The sequence below is a fragment of the Stenotrophomonas lactitubi genome, from assembly GCF_002803515.1.
Taxonomy (GTDB): Bacteria; Pseudomonadota; Gammaproteobacteria; order Xanthomonadales; family Xanthomonadaceae; genus Stenotrophomonas; species Stenotrophomonas lactitubi.
Map to the genome: position 1 here is coordinate 2,841,813 of NZ_PHQX01000001.1, position 24,740 is coordinate 2,866,552.

Below are 24,740 nucleotides of genomic sequence, written 5' to 3' on the forward strand. Positions count from 1 at the left end.
CCCCTGTACCGACGACGTCGCTTTTTTTGTTTTCGGACCCTACCGTTCATTGGCAGTTCGCCGCAGTTCACCGCAGATCGCGCCATCGGAGACCCCATGCTATTCGAAACCCTCGCAACCACCGGCCACGAACAGGTGGTGTTCTGCCACAACCAGGATGCCGGCCTGCGGGCGATCATCGCCATCCACAACACCACCCTGGGCCCCGCCCTGGGCGGGGTGCGCATGCGCCCTTACGCCAGCACCGACGATGCGCTGGCCGATGTGCTGCGGCTGAGCCGCACGATGACCTACAAGAATGCGCTGGCCGGTCTCAATGTCGGTGGCGGCAAGGCGGTGATCATCGGCGACCCCAAGGTCGACAAGACCGAAGTGCTGTTCCGCGCCTTCGGCCGCTACGTCGATTCGCTGGGCGGTCGCTACATCACCGCCGAGGATGTCGGTACCGACGTCAACGACATGGAGAACATCTACCTGGAGAGCCAGTTCGTCACCGGCGTGCACCAGGTCCATGGCGGCTCGGGAGATCCGGCCCCGTTCACCGCCTATGGCGCGCTGCAGGCGCTGATGGCCTCGATGCGCTTCAAGTTCGGCCATGAGGAAGTGGGCAAGACCAGCATCGCGGTGCAGGGCCTGGGCCATATCGGCATGGAACTGGTGAAGCTGCTGCGCGACCGTGGCGCCAAGCTGTATGTCACCGATCTGGACAGCGCGCTGGTGGATCGTGCGGTCAACGACTTCGGCGCCGAGGCCGTCAAGCCGGACGAGATCCACGAAGTGAACGCCGATGTGTTCGCGCCGTGTGCGCTGGAAGGCGCGATCAACGCCGACACCCTGCCGCGGATCAAGGCGAAGATCATCTGTGGCACCGCCAACAACCAGCTGTCCAGCCTGGAGATCGGCGACGAACTGCATGCGCGCGGCATCCTGTATGCGCCTGACTACGCGGTCAACGCCGGTGGCGTGATGAACGTGTCGCTGGAAATCGACGGTTACAACCGCGAGCGCGCGATGCGGCTGATCCGCAGCATCTACCACAACCTGACGCGCATCTTCGAACTGTCGCAGCGCGAGAACATCGCCCCGCAGCGCGCCGCCGACCGGATCGCCGAAGCGCGCATCCTGTCGATCGGCAAGCTGAAGATGCCGCTGGGCCGCAGCACGCCGCGCCTGGGCAATCTGCGCGGCGGCTGATCGCCGCCTCGCGAACCGTGCGGGTGCCGACCCATGGTCGGCACCCGCCGGATGAACGCGCCGGGCAGCAGGCCCGGCGCTACGATCAGAAGCCAGTGCTGTAGCGCAGCGCCGCCTGCCGTGCATCATTGCCACCCACGCGCTGGTCGATACCCAGGCTCAGGCGGCCATTGCGGCCCCACCATGATTCCAGCGCCAGGCCGAACAAGGCACTGCCCCGCGGTGCGTCGACACCGGCCAACGGCGCCCAGGCATCAACGCCGACGAAGCTTGCCTGCCAGGCCTGCTCACTGCCATCCAGCCGTTGTTGCCATTCGGCATGGCCGCGCAGGGTCCAACGACCCCACTGCCGCTCGCCGCGCAGGCCCGCCAGCATCTCGCTGCGCTGTGCACGTGACGCCTCACCGCGCAGGCCGAAGCCGAAGCCACCCTGCTCGCTGAAGCCATCGGTATCCAGGCGCGTGCTGCTGGCCCCCAGGTACGGGGTCAACGACGCACCGATGCGCCCGAAACGATAGCCGCCTTCGACGCTGGCACTGCTGAAACGCCCGCCGTAGCGCGCGGACACACCGTAGGCACCGGCACCCAGCAGCAACTGGCGGTCCAGCTCACGGGTGAACTGACCAGTGCCGAACTGGGCCAGCGCATAGCCACGCCCCAGGTTCCAGCCGGCGTACAGCTGTGCCTGCGTCTGGCGGTCGCGGCCACGATCACCACTGAAGTTGCTGCCGCCGTTGCTGCGGGTTTCGCCGAAGGCCATGCCCAGCAGACCATTGCTGCCCAATGCCACGTCCTGGCCTGCCATCCAGCCCTGGCTGTCGGCGGCGTTGCCGGCAAAGCTGCCCTGACCGGCTTCGCCCAGCGCGCTCTGCCAGGCACCACGCAGCTTCGGCGCTGCCTGCACGCGGTCGAAGCGCTCGGCAACCGCACGGCGCGACATGTCCACACTGTCGAAGGTCGACGCTTCAGCGCGCGCATGCGCCTGTCCGGACAGGCTTTCCAGGCTCGCCGACAGGCCCTCGGTCCCGCCCGCCGTACGCTGCAGCGCGCCGGCGGCCGTACCGAACGCCGAACCCTGCAGATTCGCGTTGTGGTCCAGCGCGGTGAATGCCGACTCCACCCGCAGTGCCGATGCCTGTGCATTGGCGCCCAGACCGGACGCAGCGGCAGAAACACTGAGCTGGGTCAGGTCCATCCACGCGTCGTTGCTGCCATAGCCGTACTGTGCCTGCAGCAGGGTCAGGCCGTTGGCGCCGGTGTTGGATACCGGTGTGGTGAACGTACCGTTGATACCGCCGTTGGCATGGATCAGCCCTTGCCGGCTGCCGACCTGCGGCACGTAACCGGAAACGATGCCATCGACCACCACGCCGCCGGCCAGCCGTGCGGTGCCGGTCACCTGCAGCGCGTTCACGCCCAGCGCGACGATCAGCCGCGCATCCGGACGCTGGCTGTAATTACCTTCGATGGTCGCGGTGGTGTTGGCGTTGATCAGCACCACGCTGGCGCCGTTGTCGACGTTGCCGATCACCCGCGGCGTGCCCGGCATGAACTGCAGGCCAGCCATTGAGACACCGCCGGCACCAGAGATGCTGACGTTGGAACGGATCACTGCCCCGCCCCGCAGGGCCAGGCTGCCGCGCTCGATGCGGGTATCGCCGCTGTAGCTGTTGTTGCCACTCAGCTCCAGCCGGCCATCGCCGCGCTTGACCAGGCCGCCAGCGCCTGCGATGTCGTTGCTCCAGATCGAGCCCGAGGATGGCGCGTCGACATTGACCGTGACATCGCCCCAGTCGAAGCGGCCGGGACCGTTCACCGCCTTGCCGACGTTGAGCAGGCCGTAGCCGTAGATCGGATCGACGCCCGGCGCACCGATGTCGGTGGCCGTGCCGAGCAGGGTCTGCCGCACCAGGTCGTTGTCGAAGTACGGGTAGCGCTGCCAGACCAGCGCCGCAGCGCCGGAGATCAGCGGCGCGGCGAAGGATGTGCCGTAGTTCCACAGATACTTGCCGGTACCCGGTTCGGGGAACACCGCGCTGCCGGGAGCGGTCAGGCAGTAACGCGCGGCGTCGCCACAGGCATTGGCCCAGGGGGCACGCTCACCCGGCTTGTTCGGATCGATCGCGGTGGCCACCAGCCAGCCTTTTTCCAGATCGGCTGCGGGCAGCGATCCGCCGAGGCCACGCTGGCTGGGCAACGCGGCCACGCTGCTGGGCTGGTCGCGCCCCTCGTTGCCTGCGGCGAACACCACCAGGCCGCCGTGGTTGATGATGAAGGGGCGGTATTCGGCCGCGACCTGCGCGGTGGTGCCGAGGTCGGTCCAGTACAGGCCGCCCCAGGAATTGTTCATCACCTTCACGCCGTAGCCGATCAGGTCCTGGTGGACCCCGGCCACGCCCAGCGTGCCGCTGAAGGAGTTGCCCTTTCCGCTGCCGTCATCCTGGGGCGTGGTGTCGGAAATGATGCGCGCCGAGACGATCTCCGCACCCGGTGCGATGCCTCCGGGCCAGACACCCACCGATGCACCGGCAGCCAGGCTGGCGACGGCCGTGCCATGGCCAAGCACGTCATCGACGTTGAGATTGTTGCGGCTCGGGTCGATGTAGTTGAGGTTGGCCACTACCCGTCCGTTCAGTGCCTCGGCGTTGCGCAGCACGCCCGAATCGACAATGCCGATGCGCACGCCGCGGCCGGTCACGCCAGTGGCCTGTGCGGCACGCGCGTTGGTCTGTGCCAGATGCGCATCCACCGCCGGCTCCAGCGGCTTGGACGCGGGAGGCGGGGTGACCGGGGGCGTTACCGGTGGCGTAACCGGTGGCGGGTCGATGCGCACGTTGCTGCCGCCCCCTCCACCGCCACACGCCGACAGCGCCACCGCCAGCGCCGATGCCAGGACCGACCTTCCCATCGTCTTACGTTCCATCGTTTCCTTCCCATGAACGTTGGCCTGCCGCCATCCGGGCAGGCATCCAGGACTGCCCAGCGGCAGTCTTCGCCGACCCTCTATACTGAGCCGACCCCCACGCAGTCTGCCGGGAAACGGCGCCGCTTCCAACGCCCGTCGTCTCCTTTCCGAACATTGCTCACGCATCAACGAGATTGCCATGTCCAACATCGTCATCGCCGCCGCCAAGCGCACCGCCATCGGCTCCTTCCTCGGCCAGTTCAACGGCGTTCCGACCCCGACCCTCGGCGCGGCCGCCATCGCCGCCGCGCTGGAACAGTCGGGCGTTCCTGCCAGCGACGTCTCCGAAGTCCTGATGGGCTGCGTGCTGCCGGCCAATCTCGGCCAGGCGCCTGCCCGCCAGGCAGCGATCGCCGCCGGCATCCCGCTGTCGGTCGGCGCGACCACCCTCAACAAGGTCTGTGGTTCGGGCATGAAGGCCATCATGCTCGGCCATGACCTGATCAAGGCCGGTTCGGCCAAGGTCGTGGTCGCCGGCGGCATGGAATCGATGTCCAACGCCCCGCATCTGCTGCCCAATTCGCGCACCGGCAACCGGTTCGGCAACTTCCAGGCCGTGGACCACATGGCCCACGACGGCCTGGTCAACGCCTATGACGGCAAGGCCATGGGCGAATTCGCCGAATGCGCCGTGGACAAGTACCAGTTCACCCGCGAAGAGCAGGACGCTTACTCCATCGAATCGGTCAAGCGCGCACAGGCGGCCCAGGCCAACGGCGCCTTCGCCGACGAAATCGTTGCGGTGAAGGTCGCCACCCGCAAGGGTGAAGTCGAGGTCGCCAGCGACGAACAGCCCGGCCGTTCGGACATCGCCAAGATCCCGACCCTGCGCCCGGCCTTCAAGAAGGACGGCAGCGTGACCGCCGCCAGTTCCTCCAGCATTTCCGATGGCGCCGCCGCCGTGGTCCTGCTGACCGAAGAAGATGCTGCCGCACGCGGCCTGCAGCCGCTGGCGCGCATCGTCGGCCATGCCACCCATTCGCAGGAACCGGAGTGGTTCACCACCGCCCCGATCGGCGCCATCCACACCCTGCTGGAGAAGACCGGCTGGTCGCTGGACCAGATCGATCTGTTCGAAATCAACGAGGCCTTTGCCGTGGTGGCGATGGCACCGATGCGCGAACTGGGCATCCCGCACGACAAGCTCAACGTGAATGGCGGTGCCTGCGCGCTGGGCCATCCCATCGGTGCCTCCGGCGCACGCCTGGTGGTCACCCTGGTCAACGCATTGCGCACGCGCGGCGGCAAGCGCGGCATTGCCACCCTGTGCATCGGCGGCGGCGAAGCGACGGCTATCGCCATCGAGTTGATCTGAAAGGGTTTAACGTCTATTTCGCAAAAATGAATGCGGGATCGCTTGACACCCAATCTTGGCTTGTCATCATGTTGTCGGCGCGCAGCATGCGCGTTGCCTAATTCTAACGACGAGGATTTACACAATGAGCATCAACAAGCTGCTGGTCGCGATGTCCCTGGCTCTGGCCCTGGCCGCCTGCTCGAAGCAGGAAGCTGCCCAGGACGCCGCTGCTTCGGCCAACCAGGCCGCCACCGAAGCCCAGGCTGCTGCCGACCAGGCCGCCGCTGCTGGCGCCCAGACCGCCGACGCTGCCCAGCAGGCCGCTGACACCGCCGCCACCGCTGCTGACGCTTCGGTTGACGCCGCTGCCCAGGCTGCTGGCGCTGCCACCGACGCTGCTGCCGGCGCTGCTGCCGACGCTGCCAAGGCTGCTGAAGGCACCGCCGAGAAGGCCAAGGACGCTGCTGAAGAAGCCAAGAAGTAATAACTTCTTTCTTCAAGCTGTTCTGAAGAAGCCGCTGGTTCGCCAGCGGCTTTTTCTTTGCGCGCAGTTCCGTGCGCAGGTCACCACCACGTCTTCACAACGGTATGAATAGGCTGGCGTCCCCATCCATTGCAGTACCGGAGACCGCCATGAAGATTCGCCCGCTGACCACCACCCTGCTGGCCGCCTCCCTGCTGCTTGCACTGGCCGCCTGCAAGGGCCCGGAAGCCGAACAGGCCAAGCAGGATGCCGCGCAGGCCGCCGACAGCGCCGGTGCCGCCGCACGCGATGCCGTCGACAAGGCCGCTGCAGCCACCCGTGACGCCGCCGACAAGACCGCCGCTGCCTCCGAGCAGGCTGCCGCCGACACCCAGCAGGCGTTGGACAGCGCTGCCGCCGCCACCGCCAACGCGGCCGACAAGGCCAAGGTCGCAGCGACCGATGCCGCTGCGCACGCCAGCGACGCCACTGCCGATGCCGCGCAGAAGGTTGCCGACAAGGCTCGCGATGTGGCCGACGACGCCAAGGCCACCGCCGCCAAGGAAGAAGCCAAGCACTAAGGCCTTCGCGTTCGCCGGGCATGGCCCGGCGCTACCGGAAAAGCCGAGCACGGGCTCGGCTCTACAGGAAAAGCCGCGGCATCGCCGCGGCTTTTCTGCTTTTCGCTTCTTCTGTTGATTCCGTGCTGAGCGCCCACGGAAACCGTCCAAGGCCGCGCGGGTGGGCTGCGCAGGGGCGTGAGCCGCATGGATGCGGCGACCGAGCTTACAGGGACGTACTTGCAGCGCCCCCTGCGCAGCGCACCCGCGCGGCGCTGCTCACACTCCAGCAGCGCCCACCACGAGGGGCTCCGCCGTTGGCCGCCGCTACGGCAGCGCGCGCGCCAGCATCCCCGCCACATCCACCCCGGCCGGCAGCGTGCCGAACGCCAACCCATGTTCGCCCTGCAGCCGGCTGCGGATGAATGCTTCTGCCATCGGACTGCGTGCACGCAGCAACAACGCCGCCTGCAGCAGCAAGGCCGTGCGTTCGCACAACACCCGCGCCTGTGCCTCCTCCGGTGCCGCCGCATCGCGCCACTGCTGCAGCGCCGCCGCATAGCGCGCATCACGGTCGGCCACCGCCTCCAGTTCACCGCGCAGTGCCGCCAGCACCTCCGGTTCGCGCGCCAGCGCGCGCAGCACATCCAGGCACTGGATGTTGCCGCTGCCCTCCCAGATCGAATTCAACGGCGCCTGCCGGTACAGCCGCGGCAACATCGATTCCTCCACGTAGCCGGCACCGCCCAGGCATTCCTGTGCTTCATTGACGAACGCAGGCGCACGCTTGCATATCCAGTACTTGCCCAATGCCGTACCCAGCCGCGCAAGCGCGGCCTCGGACGCATCGCTGCCGGCGTGATCGACCGCGCGCGCGATACGCATCGCCAGCACCGTGGCGGCTTCCGATTCCAGCGCCAGATCGGCCAGCACGTTGGTCATCAGCGGATGGTCCATCAGTGGCTTGCCAAAGGTGCGTCGATGCCGCGCGTGATGCAGCGCCTGTGCCAGCGCCATGCGCATTTCCGCCGCAGCGCCCAGCATGCAGTCCAGCCGGGTCATCATCACCATGCCGATGATGGTGGCCACGCCACGCCCTTCCTCGCCCACCCGCCAGGCCTGCGCACCGCAGAACTCCACTTCACTGGAGGCGTTGGCCCAGTCGCCCAGCTTGTCCTTCAAGCGCATCAGGCGGAACGCATTGCGATCGCCGTCGGCCAGCCGCCGTGGCATCAACAGGCAGGTCAATCCGGCCGGCGCCTGCGCCAGTACCAGGAAGCCATCGCACATCGGTGCGGAGAAGAACCACTTGTGCCCGACCAGTCGATAGCGCTCGCCATCGATGGGTTCGGCGCGGGTGGTGTTGGCGCGCACGTCCGAGCCGCCCTGCTTCTCGGTCATGCCCATGCCCAGGGTGATGCCGGCCTTGTCGGCCACCGGCACATCACGCGGGTCGTATACCGGTGCAGCGGCCTTGCGCGACCACTCGGCCAGATGCGGCTGCCCGCGCAGCACGGCCACTGCGGCATGGGTCATGGTCAGCGGGCAGCTGGTGCCTGCCTCGGCCTGGTGGTGCAGGTAGCTCAGTGCAGCGCGCGCGACATGGGCGCCGGGCTGCGGCTCATGCCAGGACAGTCCTGCAACGCCATGCTCCTTCGCCGTCTGCATCAGCTGGTGGTACGCCGGATGGAATTCCACGGTATCGATGCGATGGCCCTGCGCATCGTGCGTGCGAAGGCGTGGGCGGTCGCGGTTGGCGTCGAAGCCGATGCGGTACAGCTCGTCGCCAGCCAACCCTCCGTACACCGCCAGGCGTGGCGCGAACGCTGCCGCACCCTCGCGCTGCACGGCCTCCATCAGTGCGATGTCGTCGGTCCACAACTGGCGACCGGCGAACGGTGGCGGCTGGTTGAGCACCACGTGGGTTTCGTAGGGAGCGCTGCTGTTGAAGCTCGGTCCACTCATCGGTTCCTTCCCCGCCGGCAAGAGGTGTGCGGCCCGATTGTGCCGTATCGTCCGGCAACCCCGCGTTCAGGCCGATTCTCGCCGCGTGCACGACCGCCACGCCACAGTGATGGCATGGCAGGCAATGACGATCTGGTGGTACTGCGGCCGGAAGGGCTGTACTGCGCGGCAGGCGATTTCCATATCGATCCCTGGCGGCCGGTACCGCGCGCGGTCATCACCCATGGCCATGGCGATCATGCGCGACCCGGCATGGGTGAGTACCACTGCAGCACCGGCAGCGTGCCGATCCTGCGCTGGCGCCTGGGCGATGTGCCGCTGCACGCGCATGCCGAGGGCGTGCCGTTCGCGCTGGGCCGGGTGCAGGTATCGCTGCATCCAGCCGGTCACGTGCTCGGCTCATCGCAGGTGCGCATCGACGACGGCGAGCAGGTCTGGGTGGCATCGGGCGACTACAAGCGGCAACCCGATCCCACCTGCACACCGTTCGAAGTGGTGCCCTGCGATACCTTCATCACCGAAGCGACCTTTGCGCTGCCGATCTATCGCTGGCCCGATACCCGCGCAGTGGCGGCCGAGATCGCCGCCTGGCGTCGCGAGTGTGCGCAGCGTGGGGAAGCGGCCGTGCTGCTCTGTTATGCACTGGGCAAGGCGCAACGTGTGCTTGCCGAGCTGCGCGCGGTGGATGACCAGCCTGCCTGGCTGCATGGCGCCATCGCCAACGGCGTCGCCGTCTATCGCCAGGCCGGTGTACCGATGCTCGACACGCTCACGGTTGCCGAGCAGGGACGTCAGCCCGATGCCGCAGGCCAGCTGATCCTGGCGCCGCCCTCGGCCGCCGGCACGCCCTGGCTGCGCCGGTTCGGCCGCCACCAGCTCGGCTTCGCCTCGGGCTGGATGCAGTTGCGCGGCAACCGCCGCCGCCGCAACGTCGACCGTGGCTTCGTGATCTCCGACCATGCCGACTGGCCTGCGTTGCTGCAGACCATCACGCAGACCGGGGCGCGGAGGATCATCGCCACCCACGGCAACACCGATGCGCTGATTCCGTACCTGCGCGAACGCGGCATTGCCGCCGAAGCCTTCCGCACCGATTTCGGAGGCGAGGAATGAAGGCCTTCGCCGCGCTGTACCAGCGGCTGGATCGCAGCACCGCGACGCTGGACAAGCGCGCGGCATTGATCGACTACTTCCAGCATGCACGACCGCACGACGCGGCGTGGGCGCTGTACCTGCTCAGCGGTGGCAAGGTGGGCGGCGCGCGCCGCAAGATCGCAGGCAGTGGCGAACTGCGGACGTGGATCGCTGAAGAATCCGGCCTGCCGCCATGGCTGGTCGAGGACAGCTACGCGCAGGTCGGCGACCTTGCCGAAACGCTCACGCTGCTGCTGGATGATCCTGCCAGCGAAGGCGAGGATCGCCCCCTGGCCGACTGGATCGAACAGCACCTGCTTGCCGTCGCCAACCAGCCGGAGCCCGTGCGTCGTGCCGCTGTAGTCGAGGGCTGGCGACAGCTTGCATCGGCCGAACGCCTGGTCTTCAACAAGCTGCTGACCGGCGCACTGCGCGTTGGCGTGTCGCAGCGCGTGGTGCAGCAGGCATTGGCCGAATGGTCCGGGCTGGACATCGCCCGCATCGCCCAGCGCATGCTCGGCGACTGGGTGCCCTCCCCCGGCCTGCTGGCCACTTTGTTGTCTGCCGAAGAACTGCCGACCGATCGCCAGCAGCCCTATCCATTCTTCCTCGCCTCACCGCTGGAAGGTGAGCCCACCGAGCGGCTGGGCGAGATCAGCAACTGGCTGCTGGAATGGAAGTGGGATGGCATCCGCCTGCAGCTGCTGCGGCGCCAGGGTGAGGTGGCATTGTGGTCACGCGGCGAAGAACGGCTGGACGGTCGCTTCCCTGAGATCGAACAGGCCGCCGCATTGCTGCCCGATGGCTGCGTGCTGGATGGAGAGCTGCTGGCATGGGACGACGCTGACAATCTTCCGCGCGCATTCACCGCGCTGCAGACCCGCATCCAGCGCCGCAAACCCGGCGCCGCCACCCTGCGCAACACACCGGTGCGCGTGCTCGCCTACGATCTGCTTGAACGCGACGGTGAAGACCTGCGTGCGCTGCCACTGCAGCAACGTCGCGCGCAGTTGGCCGAGGTGGTCGGCCTGCTCGGCGATCCGCGCATCCAGCTGTCGCCCGAGGTGACCGCCGTCGATTGGCAGCATGCCGCGCAGCTGCGCGAAGCATCGCGCGAGCGCGGCGTGGAAGGGCTGATGCTGAAGCGCCGCGATTCGATCTACCAGTCCGGGCGTCGCCGCGGCGACTGGTGGAAGTGGAAGGTCGAGCCGCTCACCATCGATGCCGTACTGCTGTATGCACAGGCGGGTCATGGCCGGCGCAGCACGCTCTACACCGACTACACCTTCGGGGTCTGGGACGGCGACACGCTGGTTCCGGTGGCCAAGGCCTATTCCGGTCTGGACGACAAGGAAATCCTCGCCCTTGATCGTTGGATCCGCGCGCATACCCGCGAGCGCTTCGGCCCGGTACGCAGCGTCAGTGCCGAGCAGGTGTTCGAACTCGGCTTCGAAGCGGTAAACCGCAGCGCGCGCCACAAGTCCGGCATTGCCGTGCGCTTTCCACGCATCCTGCGCTGGCGCCACGACAAACCGGCTGCCGAAGCCGACCACCTCGCCCAGTTGCAGGCGCTGGCGCGATGAAGCGCAGTGAAGCGCTGCAGCGCCTGAAAGACTGGTTCGGCAGCCGCGGCTGGCGCCCCCTGCCCTTCCAGCGCGCGATGTGGCGACACTACCTGGCTGGCGAATCGGGCCTGCTGCACACCCCCACCGGCAGCGGCAAGACCCTTGCCATGTTCGGCGGCCCCTTGCTGCAGGCGATGCTCGACCCGCCCCCCACACCGCGTCGTGCCAGCGCGGTACGCCCGCTGCAGGTGCTGTGGGTGACGCCGCTGCGTGCGCTGGCCAGCGATACCGCACGCGCGCTGCAGGCACCGATCGATGGCCTTGGCCTGGGCTGGCGCGTGGGGCTGCGCAGCGGCGATGCCAGCAACCGCGACAGGCGCCTGGCCCGCGAAGGTCGTATCGATGTACTGGTGACCACACCGGAGTCGCTGGCGCTGTTGCTCAGCTATCCCGACACCCTTGAGCGCATGCGCCAGCTGCGCTGCGTGGTGGTGGACGAATGGCACGAACTGCTGGGCAACAAGCGCGGCGTGCTGCTGCAGTTGAACCTGGCGCTGTTGCGTGAGGCAGCCCCCACGATGCAGCTGTGGGGGCTGTCGGCAACATTGGGCAACCTGCCGCAGGCACGCGACGTACTGCTGCCACACCGGCCCCAGGCACCGATCGTGGAGGGCGCACGGCAGCGGCCGGTGACGATACGCAGCCTGCTGCCCGAACCCGGCGAACGCTTTCCGTGGGCCGGGCATCTAGGCCTTTCCCAGCTTCCGCGCGTGCTGGATGCAGTGTTCCGCGCGCGCAGCAGCCTGCTCTTCACCAACACACGTGCGCAGGCGGAACTGTGGCACCAGGCCCTCGCAGCGGTGTGGCCGGAAGATGCCGGTACGCTCGCCCTGCACCACGGCTCATTGGATCCCACGCTGCGCCAGCAGGTTGAAGACGGACTGCGTGCCGGCACGCTGCGGTGCGTGGTGGCCACGTCCAGCCTGGATCTGGGCGTGGACTTTCCGGAAGTGGACCAGGTGCTGCAGCTGGGCAGCCCAAAGGGTGTGGCCCGCCTGCGCCAGCGGGCCGGGCGTGCGCGCCATCGGCCCGGTGCCAGTGGCGAAATACTGTGCATTCCCAGCAACGCGCTGGAACTGGCCGAGTACGCGGCTGCCCGACGCGCGCTGCATGACGGGGTGATCGAAGCACGACGTCCTCCCACCTTGTCGCTGGATGTATTAGCCCAGCACGCGGTCAGCCGCGCACTGGCTGGCGGCTTCGACGCCGATGCACTGCTGCAACAGGTTCGTGGCACGCATGCCTTCGCCGCGCTGGAAGACGCGCAATGGAATGCCGTGCTCGATTTCATCGTGCAGGGCGGACGTGCGCTGTCCCGGTATCCGGAGTTCCACAAGGTGGTGCGCGATGCCGATGGCATCTACCGCATGCCCGATCGCCGCCAGGCGCTGCGCCATCGGCTGTCGATCGGCACCATCAGCAGCGACGGCAGCGTGCGCGTGCAGTTCCTGCGTGGCGGCAGCCTGGGCGCGGTGGAAGAGCAGTTCGCCAGCCGCCTGCGCCGGGGCGACCGCTTCCAGTTTGCAGGACGCCTGCTGGAGCTGGTGCAGCTGCGCGACATGACCGCGTTCGTGCGTGTGGCACGTGGCGGTGGTGATGGCGTGGTGCCGCGCTGGCAGGGCGGGCAGTTGCCGTTGTCGATGCCACTGGGGCGCGAACTGGAGAGGGTGCTGTCAGGCGCCGACCAGAGCGTGGAGTCGCGCTGGCTTGCGCCGCTGCTGGCGTTGCAGTCGCAGCTGTCTGCGCCGCCATCGCCCGGCCACCTGCTGGTGGAAGACGTGCGCCGACGCGAGGGCCAGTTCCTGTTCGTCTATCCCTTTGCGGGCCGCCATGTGCACGAAGCGTTGGCCGCGCTGCTTGCCCTGCGCTGCACCCGGCAGCAGCGCAACAGCATCGGCTATGCGGTGAACGACCATGGTCTGGTGCTCGCGCCGGCAACGCCGGTGGAACTGCAGGAACAGGACTGGCGGGCGATGCTGGACGCTGCAGGTCTGCTGCCGGACCTGCGCGAAGCGGTGAACCTGGGCGAGCTGGCGCGCCGTCAGTTCCGCGGCATCGCACGCGTGTCGGGCCTGCTGGTGCCCAGCCTGCCAGGTGGCATGCCACGCTCGCTGCGCCAGCTGCAGGCCTCCGCCGGTCTGCTGCATGACGTGCTGCGCGAGCACGACCCGGAGCATCTGCTGTTGGCACTGGCCGAGCATGAAGTGCTGCACGACAGCTTGGATCTGCCCGGGCTGCAGCAGGTGCTGGCCGGCATCGCCACACGTTCGTTGTCGCTGCAGCAGCCATCGTCGCTGACCCCGTTGGCGTTTCCTCTGTGGGCCGAGCGCCTGCGTGGGCAGTTCAGCAATGAAGACTGGCGCACGCGCGTGCAGCGTGCCGCGCAACAGCTGGAGCGCCGCCATGGCCGCTGATCTGCCACTGCAGCTGGGCGGTGAGTCGATGCTGCTGCTGGGCGGTCGGGCGCTGCTGTGGCCGGCGCGTCGCACGTTGTTGATCGCCGACCTGCACCTGGGCAAGGCGGACGTATTCCGGCGTGCGGGAATCGCCTTGCCGGCCGGCGGTACCGGCAATGACCTGCAGCGCCTGCAGGACATGGTGACCCTGCACCAGTGCCAGCACCTATGGATCCTCGGCGACGTCCTGCATGGCCCGGCGCATCGCGCGGCCTGGTACCAGCAATGGCTCGGTTGGCGCGAGCAGCACGCTGCGCTGGACATCCACGTGGTGCGTGGCAATCACGATCGCGATCTGCCGAAGGCGGCGCTGCAGGTACAGATGCATGACGACGCGCGCTTGGGGCCGTTCCTGTTGCGGCACGAGCCGCTGGCCGATGCCTCCGCGCACGTGCTGGCCGGCCATGTGCACCCGCAGGTTGCGTTGCCGGCGCTGCGTCGACGCTTTCCCGCGTTCTGGCTGCGCCAGGGCATCACCATCCTGCCAGCGTTCTCGGCATTCACCGCCGGTGTCGTGCCTGTACTGGCACCGGGCGAACAGCTGCTCGCCTGTGTGGAAGACAGCGTGGTGCCGCTGCCGGTTCGCTGACTCGTTGAGGCCTGCGTCGAGGCCTGCCCTGCATTACGACGGGCGCGCGACGATCCCGGGCATCAGGCTGAAATCCGACACTTCCTCGTCAGCGTGGCGCGGCAGTGCCTGTATCGCCACCAGCATCTCGTGGGCGCAGGCGCGGATATGGTCGTGGCTTTCCGGTGATGCGTGGCTGATCAAACTGCCGACATGGAACTCGAACACATCTTCCAGTACGTCGGGCTGGTCCTCGTGCAGCATCCGCAGCAGACCGCGCAGCTTGCAGATTTCCGATTCCAGCTTCTCGACCGCGAACAACATGGCGTCCTCCTCGTGCATCGTGCGGCACATCCGGGCCGCAGCAGGCAGCGACGGCGATGCCACCCGGGCCACGCGATGATCGATCACGAAAAGGAAAACGGGCGACGCGGCTGCCGCGTGCTCATCTCTTGTCGCATATACGGGGTGAGGTAATCGTTAATCGACGTGACGAAAGATTCACGCGGTGGCCGGAATTGCCACGCTCTGTGCGGCCGAGGGCGCGGCGGCCAGCGCGTCGATGAATGCTGGATCGAGCGGCAACGCGCCCAGCCACCCGTGCTGGGTACCGCTGAGCACGCGCAGCATGTGCCCGCGCCCGCCAGGCAGTCGTCCCATCGGCCCCAGCAACACGTCACGGGCTTTCGCCCACGCATCACGATCGGACTGGAACAACGGCGTCAGCCAGCGGCTCCAGCGCTGATACACCGCCACGTGCGCACGCCGTTGCGCCTGATAGGCCTGTAATGCCGGTTCACCGCCACCATGGGTGCGCAACGCGTCGCGCAGTGCCAACGCATCCAGCAGCGCCATGTTCACGCCCTGCCCCAGCTGCGGGCTCATCGCATGTGCTGCATCACCGACCAGTACCAGCCGGCCCTGATGCCAACGCTTCATCACGGCATCGCGGTACACCGCCCGCGCCAGTTGCCCAGCGTCCTGCAGATGGGTAAAGCGCGCGCCCGCCTGTGGCCACAGCGCATGCAGTTCTTCCAGCCAGGGCGCCATGCCGTCGCCCTGCCAGCGCTCGAAATCCGCGCGCGGCAGGCTCCAGAAGAAGCTCAGGCGAGGCGTATCGTCACCCGGCCGGGTACCCACCGGCAGCAGGCCGATCATCTTGCGCGCGGCGACGTAGCGCTGCCGCAGCTGCTGCATGTGCGGCCAGTCTTCGGCCGGCAACAGGCACCACAGCGCGCCCCACGGGTACACCCGGTCCAGCGCCGCGCCGCCGTCGATACCGTTGCGCAGCGTGGATGCAGCGCCGTCGGCGGCAACCACCAGATCGAACGGTCCATGCGTGCGGCCGTCGCTGTCGCGCAAGCACCCCTGCTGGTGGTCGACCTCGACGATGGTCGTACCGACGTGCAGTTCGCCGGCGCCTTCCCGCGCCTGGTCCAGCACCGAGAACAACGCGCCCCGCTGCATGCCCAGGCCATGCAGGCGCGCATCCAGGCCGTCATAGCCCATGTCCATCACCGCGCGCTCGCACGGGGTATCGCCATACAGCCGGCGCACCGGCATGGCGTAGCCACGCACCGCATCGAGCAGGCCCATCTGCCACAGCACCTGCAGTCCGCTGGGTTGCAGCAGGAACCCCGCGCCCACCGGCCCTGGCGTCGGCACGCGTTCGAAGATCTCCACCTCGTGGCCATCACGGATGAGCAGGATGGCCAATGCCTGGCCAGCGGTGCCGTATCCAATTACGGCGATGCGCAGTCGTTCCGTCATGCCCGCATTGTGCCATCGGCGCAGGGGCGGTACATCGACCGCCTCCTCTTCCGAGCAGATTTGCATCGGGCTCCACCACCACTGCCGGCTCTCCTGCGAATGTCCCCCGGCAGCCTCTGCGCGGCTGCCTCCTCCTTTACTTCGCAGGAGAGCCTGCAGTGGTGGCGGCGCTCGGCTTTCATGGCCTCTGCTGGCGCGCGCGATTCCGCAACGGGAGCGCCTGTCCTTGCGTGCGAAGTAAAGGAGGAGGCGATGGCCGCAGGCCGGCGCCGGGGGACATTCGCACGCAAGGACAGGCGCTCCCACAGCAAGGGCATCTTCACGTTCACGGCCCGCAAAAAAAAACCCCGCCGAAGCGGGGTTTTCAACGCACTATCGAGTGGATCACTCGGCCGGAACGATGTTCGAGGCCTGGGCGCCCTTCGGGCCCTGGGTCACGTCGTAGGTGACCTTCTGGCCTTCCTGCAGACTGCGGAAGCCCTTGGAGTTGATCGCGGAGAAGTGCGCGAAGACGTCGGCGCTGCCGTCCTCCGGCGAGATGAAGCCAAATCCCTTGGCGTCGTTGAACCACTTGACGGTACCGTTCGGCATGGTGATGCGTGACCTTATGCAATGAATGGGTGGTGTACGCTGAACCCGCGCACAAGCTGAGTATGCAAAGCTTGTTACGCGAAGACAATCACCCCCGCGCCAATTCGCCGACCAGTTCCGGAAGTCCGTTGCTGGCGGCCTGCACATTGGCCAGTACTTCGGCCATGGTGATTTCCTCGCCGTCACCGCACCCGGCGGCCCAGTTGGCAACGATCGCCAGGCAGGCGTAATCCAGCCCCAGCTCGCGTGCCAGCGCCGCTTCGGGCATGCCGGTCATGCCCACCAGGTCGCAACCATCGCGGCGCATACGCGCGATTTCAGCGATGGTTTCCAGTCGCGGGCCCTGCGTTGCGCCGTAGCAACCGCCATCGTGGACCTTCACGCCGGTCACCTTCGCCGCCGCCAGGATCTTGCTGCGCAGCATCGGCGTGTACGGATGGCCGAAGTCGACGTGCACCACGTCGGTGCCTTCTTCTTCGCAGATCGTGCTGATCCGACCCCAGGTGTAATCGATTACCTGATCCGGACAGGCCAGCACGCGCGGACCGAAATCGTCACCGATGCCGCCCACGGTATTCAGTGCCAACACCCGTTGCGCGCCGATCTGCTGCAGCGCGGCCAGGTTGGCGCGGTAGTTGATCTTGTGCGGCGGCAGCGAATGACCTTCACCGTGGCGCGCCAGGAAAGCCACGCGATGACCAAGCAATGTCCCGACCCGCACCGGGCCGGACGGCTGTCCGAAACGGGTCGAGACTTCGTGGGTCTGCACGTCGTCAAGCTTGGCCAGGTTGTAGACACCGGTGCCGCCAATCACGGCCAGGGCGATCTGTTGCATGAAAAGCACTCCAGAGAAAAAAGAACGCCGGCACCCGAGGATGCCGGCGGCAGGAAACGCAGGCCGCAGGCGGCCGCGTTGTTATTCCTTCATCGCGTAGATGGCCGGCACGCAGCGCAGGGTTTCGTTGACGTCCATGCCGAAACCGAACACGTAGCGATCCGGCAGTTCGATGCCGGCGTAGTCGGCGGTGACGTCCGGCAGCGCGCGATCGTGCTTCTTCACGGTCATCGCGGCAATGCGCACGTCGGTCGCGCCCTGCTCCAGGCACCAGGTGCGCACGCCCTGCAGGGTGTAACCCTCGTCGAGGATGTCATCGACCAGCAGCACGCGGCGACCGAACAGCGCGGTGGCCGGCTTGTGCTTCCACACCAGGTCGCCACCGGTGGTCTCGCCGCGGTAACGGGTGGCGTGCAGGTAATCGAACTGCACGTCCTGGCCACGCGCGCCCAGTTCCAGTGCCAGCTGGCCTGCGAACGGCAGCGCACCATGCATGATCGACAGGAACAGCGGCACCTCGCCCTGGTAATCGCGCGCGATGGCGTCGGCGATGCCGGCAATGGCCTTGTCGATGGTGGGACGGTCGACCAGCAGGTCAGCTTGGGCCAGGGCCTGGGAAATGGTGAGGTTCGGCATCAGACGGTTCTTCCAAGGGTTTGAAGCAGACGGGATTGGGTGTCGCCATGGCGGGCATCGGCCAGCAGGCCATCCCAGCCAAGCGCGCCGCGGCCGAGCAGGCCCAGCAGCGCAGCGGTATTGAGGGAGCGTCCCTGCACCGCGTGCAGGGCTTCATCGACCAGTTCCGGGTGGCAGACCAGCACCACATCGCAGCCGGCATCCAGGTGCGCGTGCACGCGCGCCGGCACGCCACCGGCGCTGTGCGAGGCGGCCATGCCGATGTCATCGGAGAACACCACGCCGCGGAAGCCGAGCTCGTCACGCAGAATCTGCTGGATCCAGCGCGGCGAGTAGCCAGCGGGTTCCGGCGCGACCTGCGGATAGATCACGTGCGCCATCATCACTGCATCGGCGCCGGCGGCGATACCGGCCGCGAACGGGACCAGATCCTGTGCGCGCAGTTCATCCAGCGCACGCGGATCGATCGCGGTATCCACATGGGTGTCTTCCAGCACGGTGCCATGGCCGGGGAAATGCTTGAGGGTGGCGGCCATGCCGACCGCGTGCATGCCACGCACATAGGCGGCGGTGAACGCGGCCACGACCTGCGGGTCTTCACTGAAGGCACGGTTGCCGATGGCGCGATTGCCACGGCCAAGGTCGACCACCGGCGCGAAGCTCAGGTCCACGCCGCTGGCACGCACTTCACTGGCCATCAGCCAGGCGTGCTGCTCGGCAAGTGCCAGCGCAGCGTCGGGGTCCTTGGCGTACTGGACACCAATGTCCTGCAGCGGGGGCAGCTCGCTGAAGCCCTCACGGAAGCGCTGCACGCGCCCCCCTTCCTGGTCCACGCAGATCAACTGCGGGCGCGGTGCGGCAGCGCGGATTGCCGCCGACAGTTCGGTCACCTGCTGACGCGAAGCGAAGTTGCGCTTGAACAGCACCACCCCGGCCACAGCATCGTGCTGCAGCCAGTCACGTTCCTGGGCGGTCAGTTCAGTGCCGGCAACGCCGATCAGCAGCATGGTCGATCTCCACAACGGGCGCCCGCATGGCGCAGTGCCGCATTGTCGCAGAACCGGCCAACAGGCGCAGTGGTCAAAAAAGGGGACGGAGGGGATTAACGCGCAATCGACCCACTGGTGGCGAATACGACTTAATCCCCTCCGTCCCCTTTTGCGGTCCGGTCAGACCTTGCAGCCGTCCGCGCCGCAGGCGTCGCCGCTGTCATCCGGGGCACCCTGCGGGCCCTGCCCCGCCGCCTGCTCGGCGGCAATCTGGCGCAGCGCGTTGGCGAAGGCTTCCGGGGGCTGGGCTCCGGATACGGCCCAGCGGCCGTCGATGACGAAGGTGGGCACCGAGGAGATACCCAGGGCATGGGCCTGCGCCAGGCCCGCTTCCACTTCGGCCAGGCCACGATCGCCGGCCAGCATCTGCTGGATCTCATCTGCGCCCAGACCACCTGCGGCGCCGGCCTCGACCAGCACCGCCGGGTCGGCCAGATTCCGCCCATGCTCGAAGTGGGCGCGGAACAGCGCCTCGCCGACCGCCTCCTGCACGCCGTGCTGGCCCGCCAGCCACAGCAGGCGATGCGCCGGCAGCGTGGTTACCCGCACCTGGCCCTGGCCGAAGTCCATCGGCAGGCCTTCGGCCCGCGCAGTGGTCTGTGTCTGGCCAAGAATCTGCTCGGTGCGCTCGGCACCGCCGAACTTGCGTTCATAGGCCTCGCGCAGCGGCACCGGGGTGGCGTCCGCATCCGGATCGAGCTGGAACGGCTGCCAGTGGATCTCAAGTTCGGGCGCGTCGGCGCCCAGCAACTGCACACCCTGCTGGAAGCGATGCTTGCCGATCCAGCACCAGGGGCAGACCACGTCGGAGTAGATGTCGATTCTCATCCCTGCGACATGTGGCCTGCTCGCTCCGAAAAAAGGGGACGGAGGGAATCAAGTCGCATTCTGCACGGCTGGGATCAAGATGCCCCTCTACTTCACCACTGTGAATAGGGATTATTGGCCAACGCCACGTTGTAGTAGCGCGCGTCGTCGGTCACCTCAGCGCCGATCCAGTCCGGCAGGTCGATCGCTTGATCAGCGCTGTCGAGCTCGACTTCGGCAACCACCAGGCCGGCGTTGTCGCCAAGGAACTCATCTACTTCCCAGGTCAGGCCGGCGTACTCGACCAGATGCCGGCGCTTGTCGATCAGGCCGCCGACGCACAGCGCCAGCAGGTCGCGCGCATCCTGCACCGGGATCGGGTAGTCGAACTCCTGCCGGGTATGGCCCAGCGTTCGCGACTTCAGGTTCAGTGCGGCCTTCTCGCCTTCGATGCGGACCCGCACCGAGGCGTTCTGGGTGCCGCGGTCGAGCGCGCCCAGATCGTTGATATAGCCCTGCGCCATCGGAATGACCCGGTGCGCGGCGGTGCGCCACCCATCATGGGTGACGAGGAATTTGCGTTCGATTTCAATGCCCATCGGCACAGTATGCGGCTCACGCCAGACGCTGCCTATCGGCGCGGCGACAGGCACGACTACACTGCGCGGCCCTCAAACCAAGGAATGGTCGCGCATGACACTTTCCCGTCGTCTTCGTCGCTGTCTTGCCCTGTCGGCACTGCTGCCGTGTGTGGCCGCCAATGCCGCATCAACGGCGATGCCATCGCTGCAACAGGCACAGGCCGCGATGGACCGGATGTTCGATCAGGCCATTGCCGATCGCCCCGCCAGCGACAGCAGCCGCCTGGTCGCCGAGACCTTCCGGCCGCGCCTGCAGGCGCTGGACAGCTGCGCAGCCGCCGAGGCCGGCGACGCCGTCGACTGCATCGCCACCGCCAGTGCAGGCATCAATTCGCGACCGCAGCTGCTGCGGCTGGCCCTGGTGCGCGGCGTGTGGACCCTGCCTGACCAGCGCGATGTCCCGGTTCCGGCGCCGCCGAAGGATCGGGTGCAGGCCCTGCTGCGGGAACGGATCGCCGCACAGGCGCAGCAGCAGGCCGACCCCGCCCTGCGCGCACGCTACGAGCAGGCGGCCGGCGCCCTGCAGGTGCAGGACGTGAGGAGCTGCGACGTCGCCAGCGACAGGGCCGTCATCGAATGCACGGTGCGCGCGGGCGACGGCAACGAGCACGGCGAGCAGTCCATGGCCTTCGTGCGCGTGGACGGCCAGTGGCAGAACGCCCCGGCCGACTGAGCGCGTTGCTTCCGCAGCAGGCGCCGGGCAGACCCCGGCGCTGCATTCATCAACGCTTTTCGAACACCGCGATGCTTTCCACGTGCGCGGTATGCGGGAACATGTCCATCGCACCGGCGCTGACCAGGGTGAAGCCCTGTTCGTTGACCAGGTAGCCGGCATCGCGGGCCAGCGAGCCCGGATGGCAGCTGACATAGACGATGCGCTTGAACTGCTTCAACGGCAGCTGCTGCAGCACTTCGATGGCACCGGAACGCGGCGGATCCAGCAGCAGCTTGTCGAAGCCCTGGCGCATCCACGGCGTGCTGCGCTGGTCCTGGGTCAGGTCGGCGCTGTAGAACTGCGCGTTGGCCAGTCCGTTGCGCTCGGCGTTCTCGCGCGCACGCGCCACCAGCCCGGCATCGCCCTCCACGCCAACCACTTCACGCACCTTGCGCGCCAGCGGCAGGGTGAAGTTGCCCAGGCCGCAGAACAGGTCCAGCACGCGCTCGTCGGCACCCGGCTCAAGCAGGTCCAGCGCGTGCGCGATCATCTTCTCGTTGAGCTTGGCATTGACCTGGATGAAATCCAGCGGACGGAACGCCAGTTCGACATCCCACGGCGCCAGCCGGAACGACAGCGCCACGCCCTGCCCGTCCAGCGGCTGCACGGTGTCCACGCCACCCGACTGCAGGTAGATGACAAAGCCCTGCTGCTGGCCAAAGGCCGCCCAGGCAGCGCGATCAGCGTCACTCAGCGGCTGCAGGTGGCGCACGGTCAGCACCACGGCCTGGTCACCGGCGATGAACTCGATCTGCGGGATGTCGCGCTTGCCGTCCAGGGATTCGATGAAAGTCGACAGCACCTCCACCTTGGTGCCGATTTCCGGAATCACGGTCAGGCACTGCTGCAGGTCCGCGACGAAGCGCGGGTCCTGCTCGCGGAAGCCGACCAGGGTCTTGTCCTTCTTCTCGACCCGGCGCACCGAGAACCGGCCCTTGCGGCGGTAGCCCCAGCTGTCGCCGACCAGCGGCGGCAGCACGGTGCCCGGCTTCACATGGCCGATGCGCTCCAGGTTGTCCATCAGCACGCGCTGCTTGGCGACGATCTGCTGGTCTTCATCCAGGTGCTGCAGCACGCAGCCGGCGCAGGTGCCGAAATGCGGGCACTTGGGGGTGACCCGCTGCGGCGAGGCCTGCAGCACCTGCACCGTGCGCGCCTCATCGAAGTGGCGGCTGCGGGCGGTCTGTTCGGCCATCACCACTTCGCCCGGCAGGGCGCCGCTGATGAAGGTGACCTTGCCGCCCTCGCCTTCACGGCGGGCAACACCGCGACCATCATGGCTGAGGTCGAGGATCTCGGTCTGGAAGGGAGTACGGTCGATGCGGGAGCGGGATCGGGCCACGTGGCAACAGGCTGCGGGCAAAAGTGGGGCCGTATTGTCGCAGATCCTGACCGGCGGGGCCGCTGGCCGCTTGCGCCCGCCGCCGCCGTGCTTGATGATTGACCCCAGCTGACATGGAGGCAGCCCTGATGCAGATGACCCCGCGGGCCAGTCGACCCCGCTTCCTGCTTGTCGAGGACGACATCATCAGCCGTGGTTTTTTCAAAGCGGCGTTGGAAACGTTACCAGCGGATGTGGACACCGCCGACTCACTGGCCAGCGCCCTGGCGCGCGCCGAGCCTGGTGCCCACGATCTGTGGCTGATCGACGTCAACCTGCCCGATGGCAATGGTGCCCAGCTGTTGCACCAGCTGCGCCGCTCGCACCCGGACACCCCGGCGCTGGCGCACACCGCCGACGGCGATGCCGCCATTCACGCACGCCTGCGCGAGGCTGGCTTCAGCGACACCCTGGTCAAGCCACTGGGCCGCGACCAGCTGCTGAAGGCCGTCCGTCGTGCGCTGGTCAACAGCCCCGCCGGTTCCACGGTGCCGCCAGCGGCGGTCGAGCTGGCGCTGGAGGACTGGGATGAAACCGCCGCTCTGGCCGCGCTCAATGGCCAGCGCAACCACCTGATCGCCCTGCGCGAACTGTTCCTGGCCGAACTGCCGGGCGTGCGCGACGCGGTCGAACAGGCCGTGGACCAGCACGACGAGCGCCAGCTGCGCAGCCAGCTGCACCGGTTGCAGGCCAGCTGCGGGTTCGTGGGTGCAGCGCGACTGGCACGCGCGGTGCGGCAGCTGCACCACACGCCCGAATCGGGGCAGGCACAGGCGGTGTTCCGCGCCGCCGTAGCGGCTCTGCTGCACTGAGGGGTTCGGCCGGGCGGCGCCCGGCACCTGCAGAGGCAACAGCCGGAGCAACGGCAACAGCCAAAGCGGCTTCCTGCGGGATGGCGGGGCACTGTGGGTTTGCGGGGCCGCCGTGAACCCATCCCTGGGGGCTTGGTCGCCGCATCCATGCGGCTCACACCCCGCAAACCCACAGTGCCCCGCCTTCGACAGTTTCCCGGTGGCCGGTAGATCCACGCCATGCGTGGATGAATCTCCATCGAAATCGAATATTTCGAGAATTGAACGAAGAGCATCCACGCATGGCGTGGATCTACCGTGTCGACCAAGGTCGACACCTACCAGAGCCGAAAGCTGTTCCGACAGCTCGCGGACAATTGTCGAAGGCGGGGTGGGTCCGGTGGCAGGGGCGTGAGCCGCATGGATGCGGCGACCGAGCCTACAGGGACGTATTTACGGCGCCCCCTGCCACCGGACCCACTCCGCCTACCCACGGATAGCCAGCTCTTGCCGTTGACGTTGCCGTTGATTCGGCAGGTGCAGGGCGCAGCCCTGCCGGGCACACCACCCTCACCGCCTGGGCGCGAGCTGCTCCAGCATCTCCCACGATTTCAGGCCGCGTGCGCCAAGGTGATGAGCCAGCACCCGCCGCATCGGCAGGCGCAGGCTGGCCAGATCGGCGGCGTCCGGCTCGTCGTCAGCTGCCAGGGCCAGCAGTGCTGAACCCGTAGCCGCCGCGCGACGCTCGCCGCCACGCTCACTGAGCAGGCGCTGCGGCCCTTCCTGCGGGTCCAGCTCATAGCGCGCCGCCGGGTCGATCGGCTGGCCATCGCTGGCGGTCTCCAGATCGAAGCCCACGCCCAGCGCCGCCAGCAGCTCGCGTTCGAAACGACGCAGGGTCCAGGCCAGGCCGGCACCCACGGCCAGGCGCGCACGCGCTTCGCCGTAGGCCAGGTACAACTCCGGCAGCGGATCCTGGCGCGGCGCCAGGCGCAGGGTCAGTTCACTCAAATAGAACCCGGCCAGCATGGCCTGGCCGAGCAGGCGCGGCGCCACATCCAGCGCTTCAGCACCGCGCAGCTGGGCCAGTTCGCCACGCTGCAGCGCGCAGAAGCGGATCCACTGCAGGGGCTGCAGGGCCGCTCTCAGCACCTGGCCCTTGGCGGTGGAAACGCCGCGCGCGAGCAGGCCGATCCGGCCGTGCTCGGCGCTCAATACCTCGACCAGCAAGCTGGTCTCGCGATAGGCCCGCGCATGCAGCACGAAGCCGGTGTCGTCCTCGATCAGCATCGAAGCG

General features: G+C 67.6%; 22 protein-coding genes. 10 read left to right on the forward strand and 12 right to left on the reverse strand.

What is annotated here, in order from left to right:
• The first annotated feature begins 96 nt into the window (after positions 1-96).
• Positions 97-1,194 (forward strand): Glu/Leu/Phe/Val dehydrogenase dimerization domain-containing protein, encoded by a 1,098-nt coding sequence (locus CR156_RS13370; RefSeq protein WP_100553191.1) that lies wholly within the window; start codon positions 97-99, stop codon positions 1,192-1,194.
• 85 nt (positions 1,195-1,279) lie between these two features.
• Here CR156_RS13370 and CR156_RS13375 read toward each other — a convergent pair whose 3' ends face one another.
• Positions 1,280-4,117, reverse strand: coding sequence for an autotransporter serine protease (locus CR156_RS13375; RefSeq protein ID WP_100553192.1), 2,838 nt, complete (start codon positions 4,115-4,117; stop codon positions 1,280-1,282).
• 181 nt (positions 4,118-4,298) lie between these two features.
• Here CR156_RS13375 and CR156_RS13380 point away from each other — a divergent pair, with 181 nt between their 5' ends.
• From CR156_RS13380 to CR156_RS13390, 3 genes are all read left to right on the forward strand, one after another.
• Positions 4,299-5,474, forward strand: coding sequence for a thiolase family protein (locus CR156_RS13380; protein ID WP_100553193.1), 1,176 nt, complete (start codon positions 4,299-4,301; stop codon positions 5,472-5,474).
• Positions 5,475-5,598: 124 nt separating this feature from the next.
• Positions 5,599-5,940 (forward strand): hypothetical protein, encoded by a 342-nt coding sequence (locus CR156_RS13385; RefSeq protein WP_089236409.1) that lies wholly within the window; start codon positions 5,599-5,601, stop codon positions 5,938-5,940.
• A gap of 149 nt (positions 5,941-6,089) precedes the next feature.
• Entirely contained in the window at positions 6,090-6,500 is a 411-nt protein-coding gene (locus CR156_RS13390) for a hypothetical protein (RefSeq protein WP_089236410.1), read from the forward strand.
• A 306-nt stretch (positions 6,501-6,806) separates the two neighbouring features.
• On the opposite strand, the gene CR156_RS13395 is transcribed toward CR156_RS13390, so the two are convergent.
• Positions 6,807-8,444, reverse strand: a complete 1,638-nt coding sequence (locus CR156_RS13395; protein WP_100553194.1) for an acyl-CoA dehydrogenase family protein — start codon at positions 8,442-8,444, stop codon at positions 6,807-6,809.
• 114 nt (positions 8,445-8,558) lie between these two features.
• Here CR156_RS13395 and CR156_RS13400 point away from each other — a divergent pair, with 114 nt between their 5' ends.
• The 4 genes from CR156_RS13400 to pdeM are packed head-to-tail and all read left to right on the forward strand — an operon-like array spanning position 8,559 to position 14,248.
• Positions 8,559-9,557 carry a ligase-associated DNA damage response exonuclease gene (locus CR156_RS13400; RefSeq protein ID WP_099818946.1) on the forward strand — a complete coding sequence of 333 codons (999 nt, stop codon included), beginning with the start codon at positions 8,559-8,561 and terminating at the stop codon, positions 9,555-9,557.
• On the forward strand, positions 9,554-11,161 hold the full coding sequence (locus tag CR156_RS13405) for an ATP-dependent DNA ligase (RefSeq protein WP_100553195.1): 1,608 nt from the start codon (positions 9,554-9,556) through the stop codon (positions 11,159-11,161). The genes CR156_RS13400 and CR156_RS13405 overlap by 4 nt, the downstream gene beginning before the upstream one ends.
• Positions 11,158-13,617, forward strand: a complete 2,460-nt coding sequence (locus CR156_RS13410; RefSeq protein ID WP_100553196.1) for a ligase-associated DNA damage response DEXH box helicase — start codon at positions 11,158-11,160, stop codon at positions 13,615-13,617. Before CR156_RS13405 ends, CR156_RS13410 begins: the two co-directional genes overlap by 4 nt.
• Positions 13,607-14,248 (forward strand): ligase-associated DNA damage response endonuclease PdeM, encoded by a 642-nt coding sequence (gene pdeM / locus CR156_RS13415; protein WP_089238046.1) that lies wholly within the window; start codon positions 13,607-13,609, stop codon positions 14,246-14,248. The genes CR156_RS13410 and pdeM overlap by 11 nt, the downstream gene beginning before the upstream one ends.
• Before the next feature lie 33 nt (positions 14,249-14,281).
• Here pdeM and CR156_RS13420 read toward each other — a convergent pair whose 3' ends face one another.
• The 8 genes from CR156_RS13420 to CR156_RS13455 form a co-directional block, all read right to left on the reverse strand.
• Complete coding sequence (locus CR156_RS13420) at positions 14,282-14,551, reverse strand: hypothetical protein (protein ID WP_100554172.1); 270 nt, start codon at positions 14,549-14,551, stop codon at positions 14,282-14,284.
• A 177-nt stretch (positions 14,552-14,728) separates the two neighbouring features.
• Positions 14,729-15,997, reverse strand: a complete 1,269-nt coding sequence (locus CR156_RS13425) for an FAD-dependent oxidoreductase (RefSeq protein ID WP_100554173.1) — start codon at positions 15,995-15,997, stop codon at positions 14,729-14,731.
• A gap of 384 nt (positions 15,998-16,381) precedes the next feature.
• Positions 16,382-16,588, reverse strand: coding sequence for a transcription antiterminator/RNA stability regulator CspE (gene cspE, locus CR156_RS13430; RefSeq protein WP_019183439.1), 207 nt, complete (start codon positions 16,586-16,588; stop codon positions 16,382-16,384).
• A gap of 88 nt (positions 16,589-16,676) precedes the next feature.
• Positions 16,677-17,423: an S-methyl-5'-thioinosine phosphorylase gene (locus CR156_RS13435; RefSeq protein ID WP_099818943.1), complete on the reverse strand. Its 747-nt coding sequence runs from the start codon at positions 17,421-17,423 to the stop codon at positions 16,677-16,679.
• A gap of 81 nt (positions 17,424-17,504) precedes the next feature.
• Entirely contained in the window at positions 17,505-18,059 is a 555-nt protein-coding gene (locus CR156_RS13440; protein WP_025879180.1) for a hypoxanthine-guanine phosphoribosyltransferase, read from the reverse strand.
• Positions 18,059-19,066, reverse strand: coding sequence for a beta-N-acetylhexosaminidase (nagZ, locus tag CR156_RS13445; RefSeq protein ID WP_100553197.1), 1,008 nt, complete (start codon positions 19,064-19,066; stop codon positions 18,059-18,061). Before nagZ ends, CR156_RS13440 begins: the two co-directional genes overlap by 1 nt.
• A gap of 162 nt (positions 19,067-19,228) precedes the next feature.
• Positions 19,229-19,936: a DsbA family oxidoreductase gene (locus tag CR156_RS13450; protein ID WP_100553198.1), complete on the reverse strand. Its 708-nt coding sequence runs from the start codon at positions 19,934-19,936 to the stop codon at positions 19,229-19,231.
• A 92-nt stretch (positions 19,937-20,028) separates the two neighbouring features.
• Positions 20,029-20,514: a CYTH domain-containing protein gene (locus CR156_RS13455; RefSeq protein ID WP_100461406.1), complete on the reverse strand. Its 486-nt coding sequence runs from the start codon at positions 20,512-20,514 to the stop codon at positions 20,029-20,031.
• A gap of 94 nt (positions 20,515-20,608) precedes the next feature.
• Between CR156_RS13455 and CR156_RS13460 the strand changes: the two genes are divergently transcribed.
• Positions 20,609-21,229, forward strand: coding sequence for a hypothetical protein (locus tag CR156_RS13460; protein ID WP_133120088.1), 621 nt, complete (start codon positions 20,609-20,611; stop codon positions 21,227-21,229).
• Between the two features lie 49 nt (positions 21,230-21,278).
• Here the strand turns inward: CR156_RS13460 and rlmD are convergent, their stop codons facing one another.
• Positions 21,279-22,613, reverse strand: coding sequence for a 23S rRNA (uracil(1939)-C(5))-methyltransferase RlmD (rlmD, locus tag CR156_RS13465; protein ID WP_099818938.1), 1,335 nt, complete (start codon positions 22,611-22,613; stop codon positions 21,279-21,281).
• 128 nt (positions 22,614-22,741) lie between these two features.
• On the opposite strand from rlmD, the gene CR156_RS13470 reads away from it, so the two are divergent.
• Positions 22,742-23,464, forward strand: coding sequence for an Hpt domain-containing response regulator (locus tag CR156_RS13470; RefSeq protein WP_089238050.1), 723 nt, complete (start codon positions 22,742-22,744; stop codon positions 23,462-23,464).
• Positions 23,465-24,013: 549 nt separating this feature from the next.
• Here CR156_RS13470 and recO read toward each other — a convergent pair.
• Positions 24,014-24,733: a DNA repair protein RecO gene (gene recO, locus CR156_RS13475; RefSeq protein ID WP_100553200.1), complete on the reverse strand. Its 720-nt coding sequence runs from the start codon at positions 24,731-24,733 to the stop codon at positions 24,014-24,016.
• Between the last annotated feature and the right edge of the window lie 7 nt (positions 24,734-24,740).

What these genes read in the sequence shown, in the direction of transcription:
- CR156_RS13455 (WP_100461406.1), bottom strand. Translation starts at nt 20,514, where the DNA reads ATGGGCATTGAAATCGAACGCAAATTCCTCGTCACCCATGATGGGTGG.
- pdeM (WP_089238046.1), top strand. Translation starts at nt 13,607, where the DNA reads ATGGCCGCTGATCTGCCACTGCAGCTGGGCGGTGAGTCGATGCTGCTG.
- CR156_RS13405 (WP_100553195.1), top strand. Translation starts at nt 9,554, where the DNA reads ATGAAGGCCTTCGCCGCGCTGTACCAGCGGCTGGATCGCAGCACCGCG.
- CR156_RS13385 (WP_089236409.1), top strand. Translation starts at nt 5,599, where the DNA reads ATGAGCATCAACAAGCTGCTGGTCGCGATGTCCCTGGCTCTGGCCCTG.
- CR156_RS13460 (WP_133120088.1), top strand. Translation starts at nt 20,609, where the DNA reads ATGACACTTTCCCGTCGTCTTCGTCGCTGTCTTGCCCTGTCGGCACTG.
- CR156_RS13395 (WP_100553194.1), bottom strand. Translation starts at nt 8,444, where the DNA reads ATGAGTGGACCGAGCTTCAACAGCAGCGCTCCCTACGAAACCCACGTG.
- CR156_RS13435 (WP_099818943.1), bottom strand. Translation starts at nt 17,423, where the DNA reads ATGCAACAGATCGCCCTGGCCGTGATTGGCGGCACCGGTGTCTACAAC.
- CR156_RS13450 (WP_100553198.1), bottom strand. Translation starts at nt 19,936, where the DNA reads ATGAGAATCGACATCTACTCCGACGTGGTCTGCCCCTGGTGCTGGATC.
- CR156_RS13375 (WP_100553192.1), bottom strand. Translation starts at nt 4,117, where the DNA reads ATGGAACGTAAGACGATGGGAAGGTCGGTCCTGGCATCGGCGCTGGCG.
- CR156_RS13425 (WP_100554173.1), bottom strand. Translation starts at nt 15,997, where the DNA reads ATGACGGAACGACTGCGCATCGCCGTAATTGGATACGGCACCGCTGGC.
- recO (WP_100553200.1), bottom strand. Translation starts at nt 24,733, where the DNA reads ATGCTGATCGAGGACGACACCGGCTTCGTGCTGCATGCGCGGGCCTAT.
- CR156_RS13390 (WP_089236410.1), top strand. Translation starts at nt 6,090, where the DNA reads ATGAAGATTCGCCCGCTGACCACCACCCTGCTGGCCGCCTCCCTGCTG.
- CR156_RS13380 (WP_100553193.1), top strand. Translation starts at nt 4,299, where the DNA reads ATGTCCAACATCGTCATCGCCGCCGCCAAGCGCACCGCCATCGGCTCC.
- CR156_RS13420 (WP_100554172.1), bottom strand. Translation starts at nt 14,551, where the DNA reads ATGTTGTTCGCGGTCGAGAAGCTGGAATCGGAAATCTGCAAGCTGCGC.
- CR156_RS13370 (WP_100553191.1), top strand. Translation starts at nt 97, where the DNA reads ATGCTATTCGAAACCCTCGCAACCACCGGCCACGAACAGGTGGTGTTC.
- CR156_RS13470 (WP_089238050.1), top strand. Translation starts at nt 22,742, where the DNA reads ATGCAGATGACCCCGCGGGCCAGTCGACCCCGCTTCCTGCTTGTCGAG.
- CR156_RS13400 (WP_099818946.1), top strand. Translation starts at nt 8,559, where the DNA reads ATGGCAGGCAATGACGATCTGGTGGTACTGCGGCCGGAAGGGCTGTAC.
- nagZ (WP_100553197.1), bottom strand. Translation starts at nt 19,066, where the DNA reads ATGCTGCTGATCGGCGTTGCCGGCACTGAACTGACCGCCCAGGAACGT.
- CR156_RS13440 (WP_025879180.1), bottom strand. Translation starts at nt 18,059, where the DNA reads ATGCCGAACCTCACCATTTCCCAGGCCCTGGCCCAAGCTGACCTGCTG.
- CR156_RS13410 (WP_100553196.1), top strand. Translation starts at nt 11,158, where the DNA reads ATGAAGCGCAGTGAAGCGCTGCAGCGCCTGAAAGACTGGTTCGGCAGC.
- cspE (WP_019183439.1), bottom strand. Translation starts at nt 16,588, where the DNA reads ATGCCGAACGGTACCGTCAAGTGGTTCAACGACGCCAAGGGATTTGGC.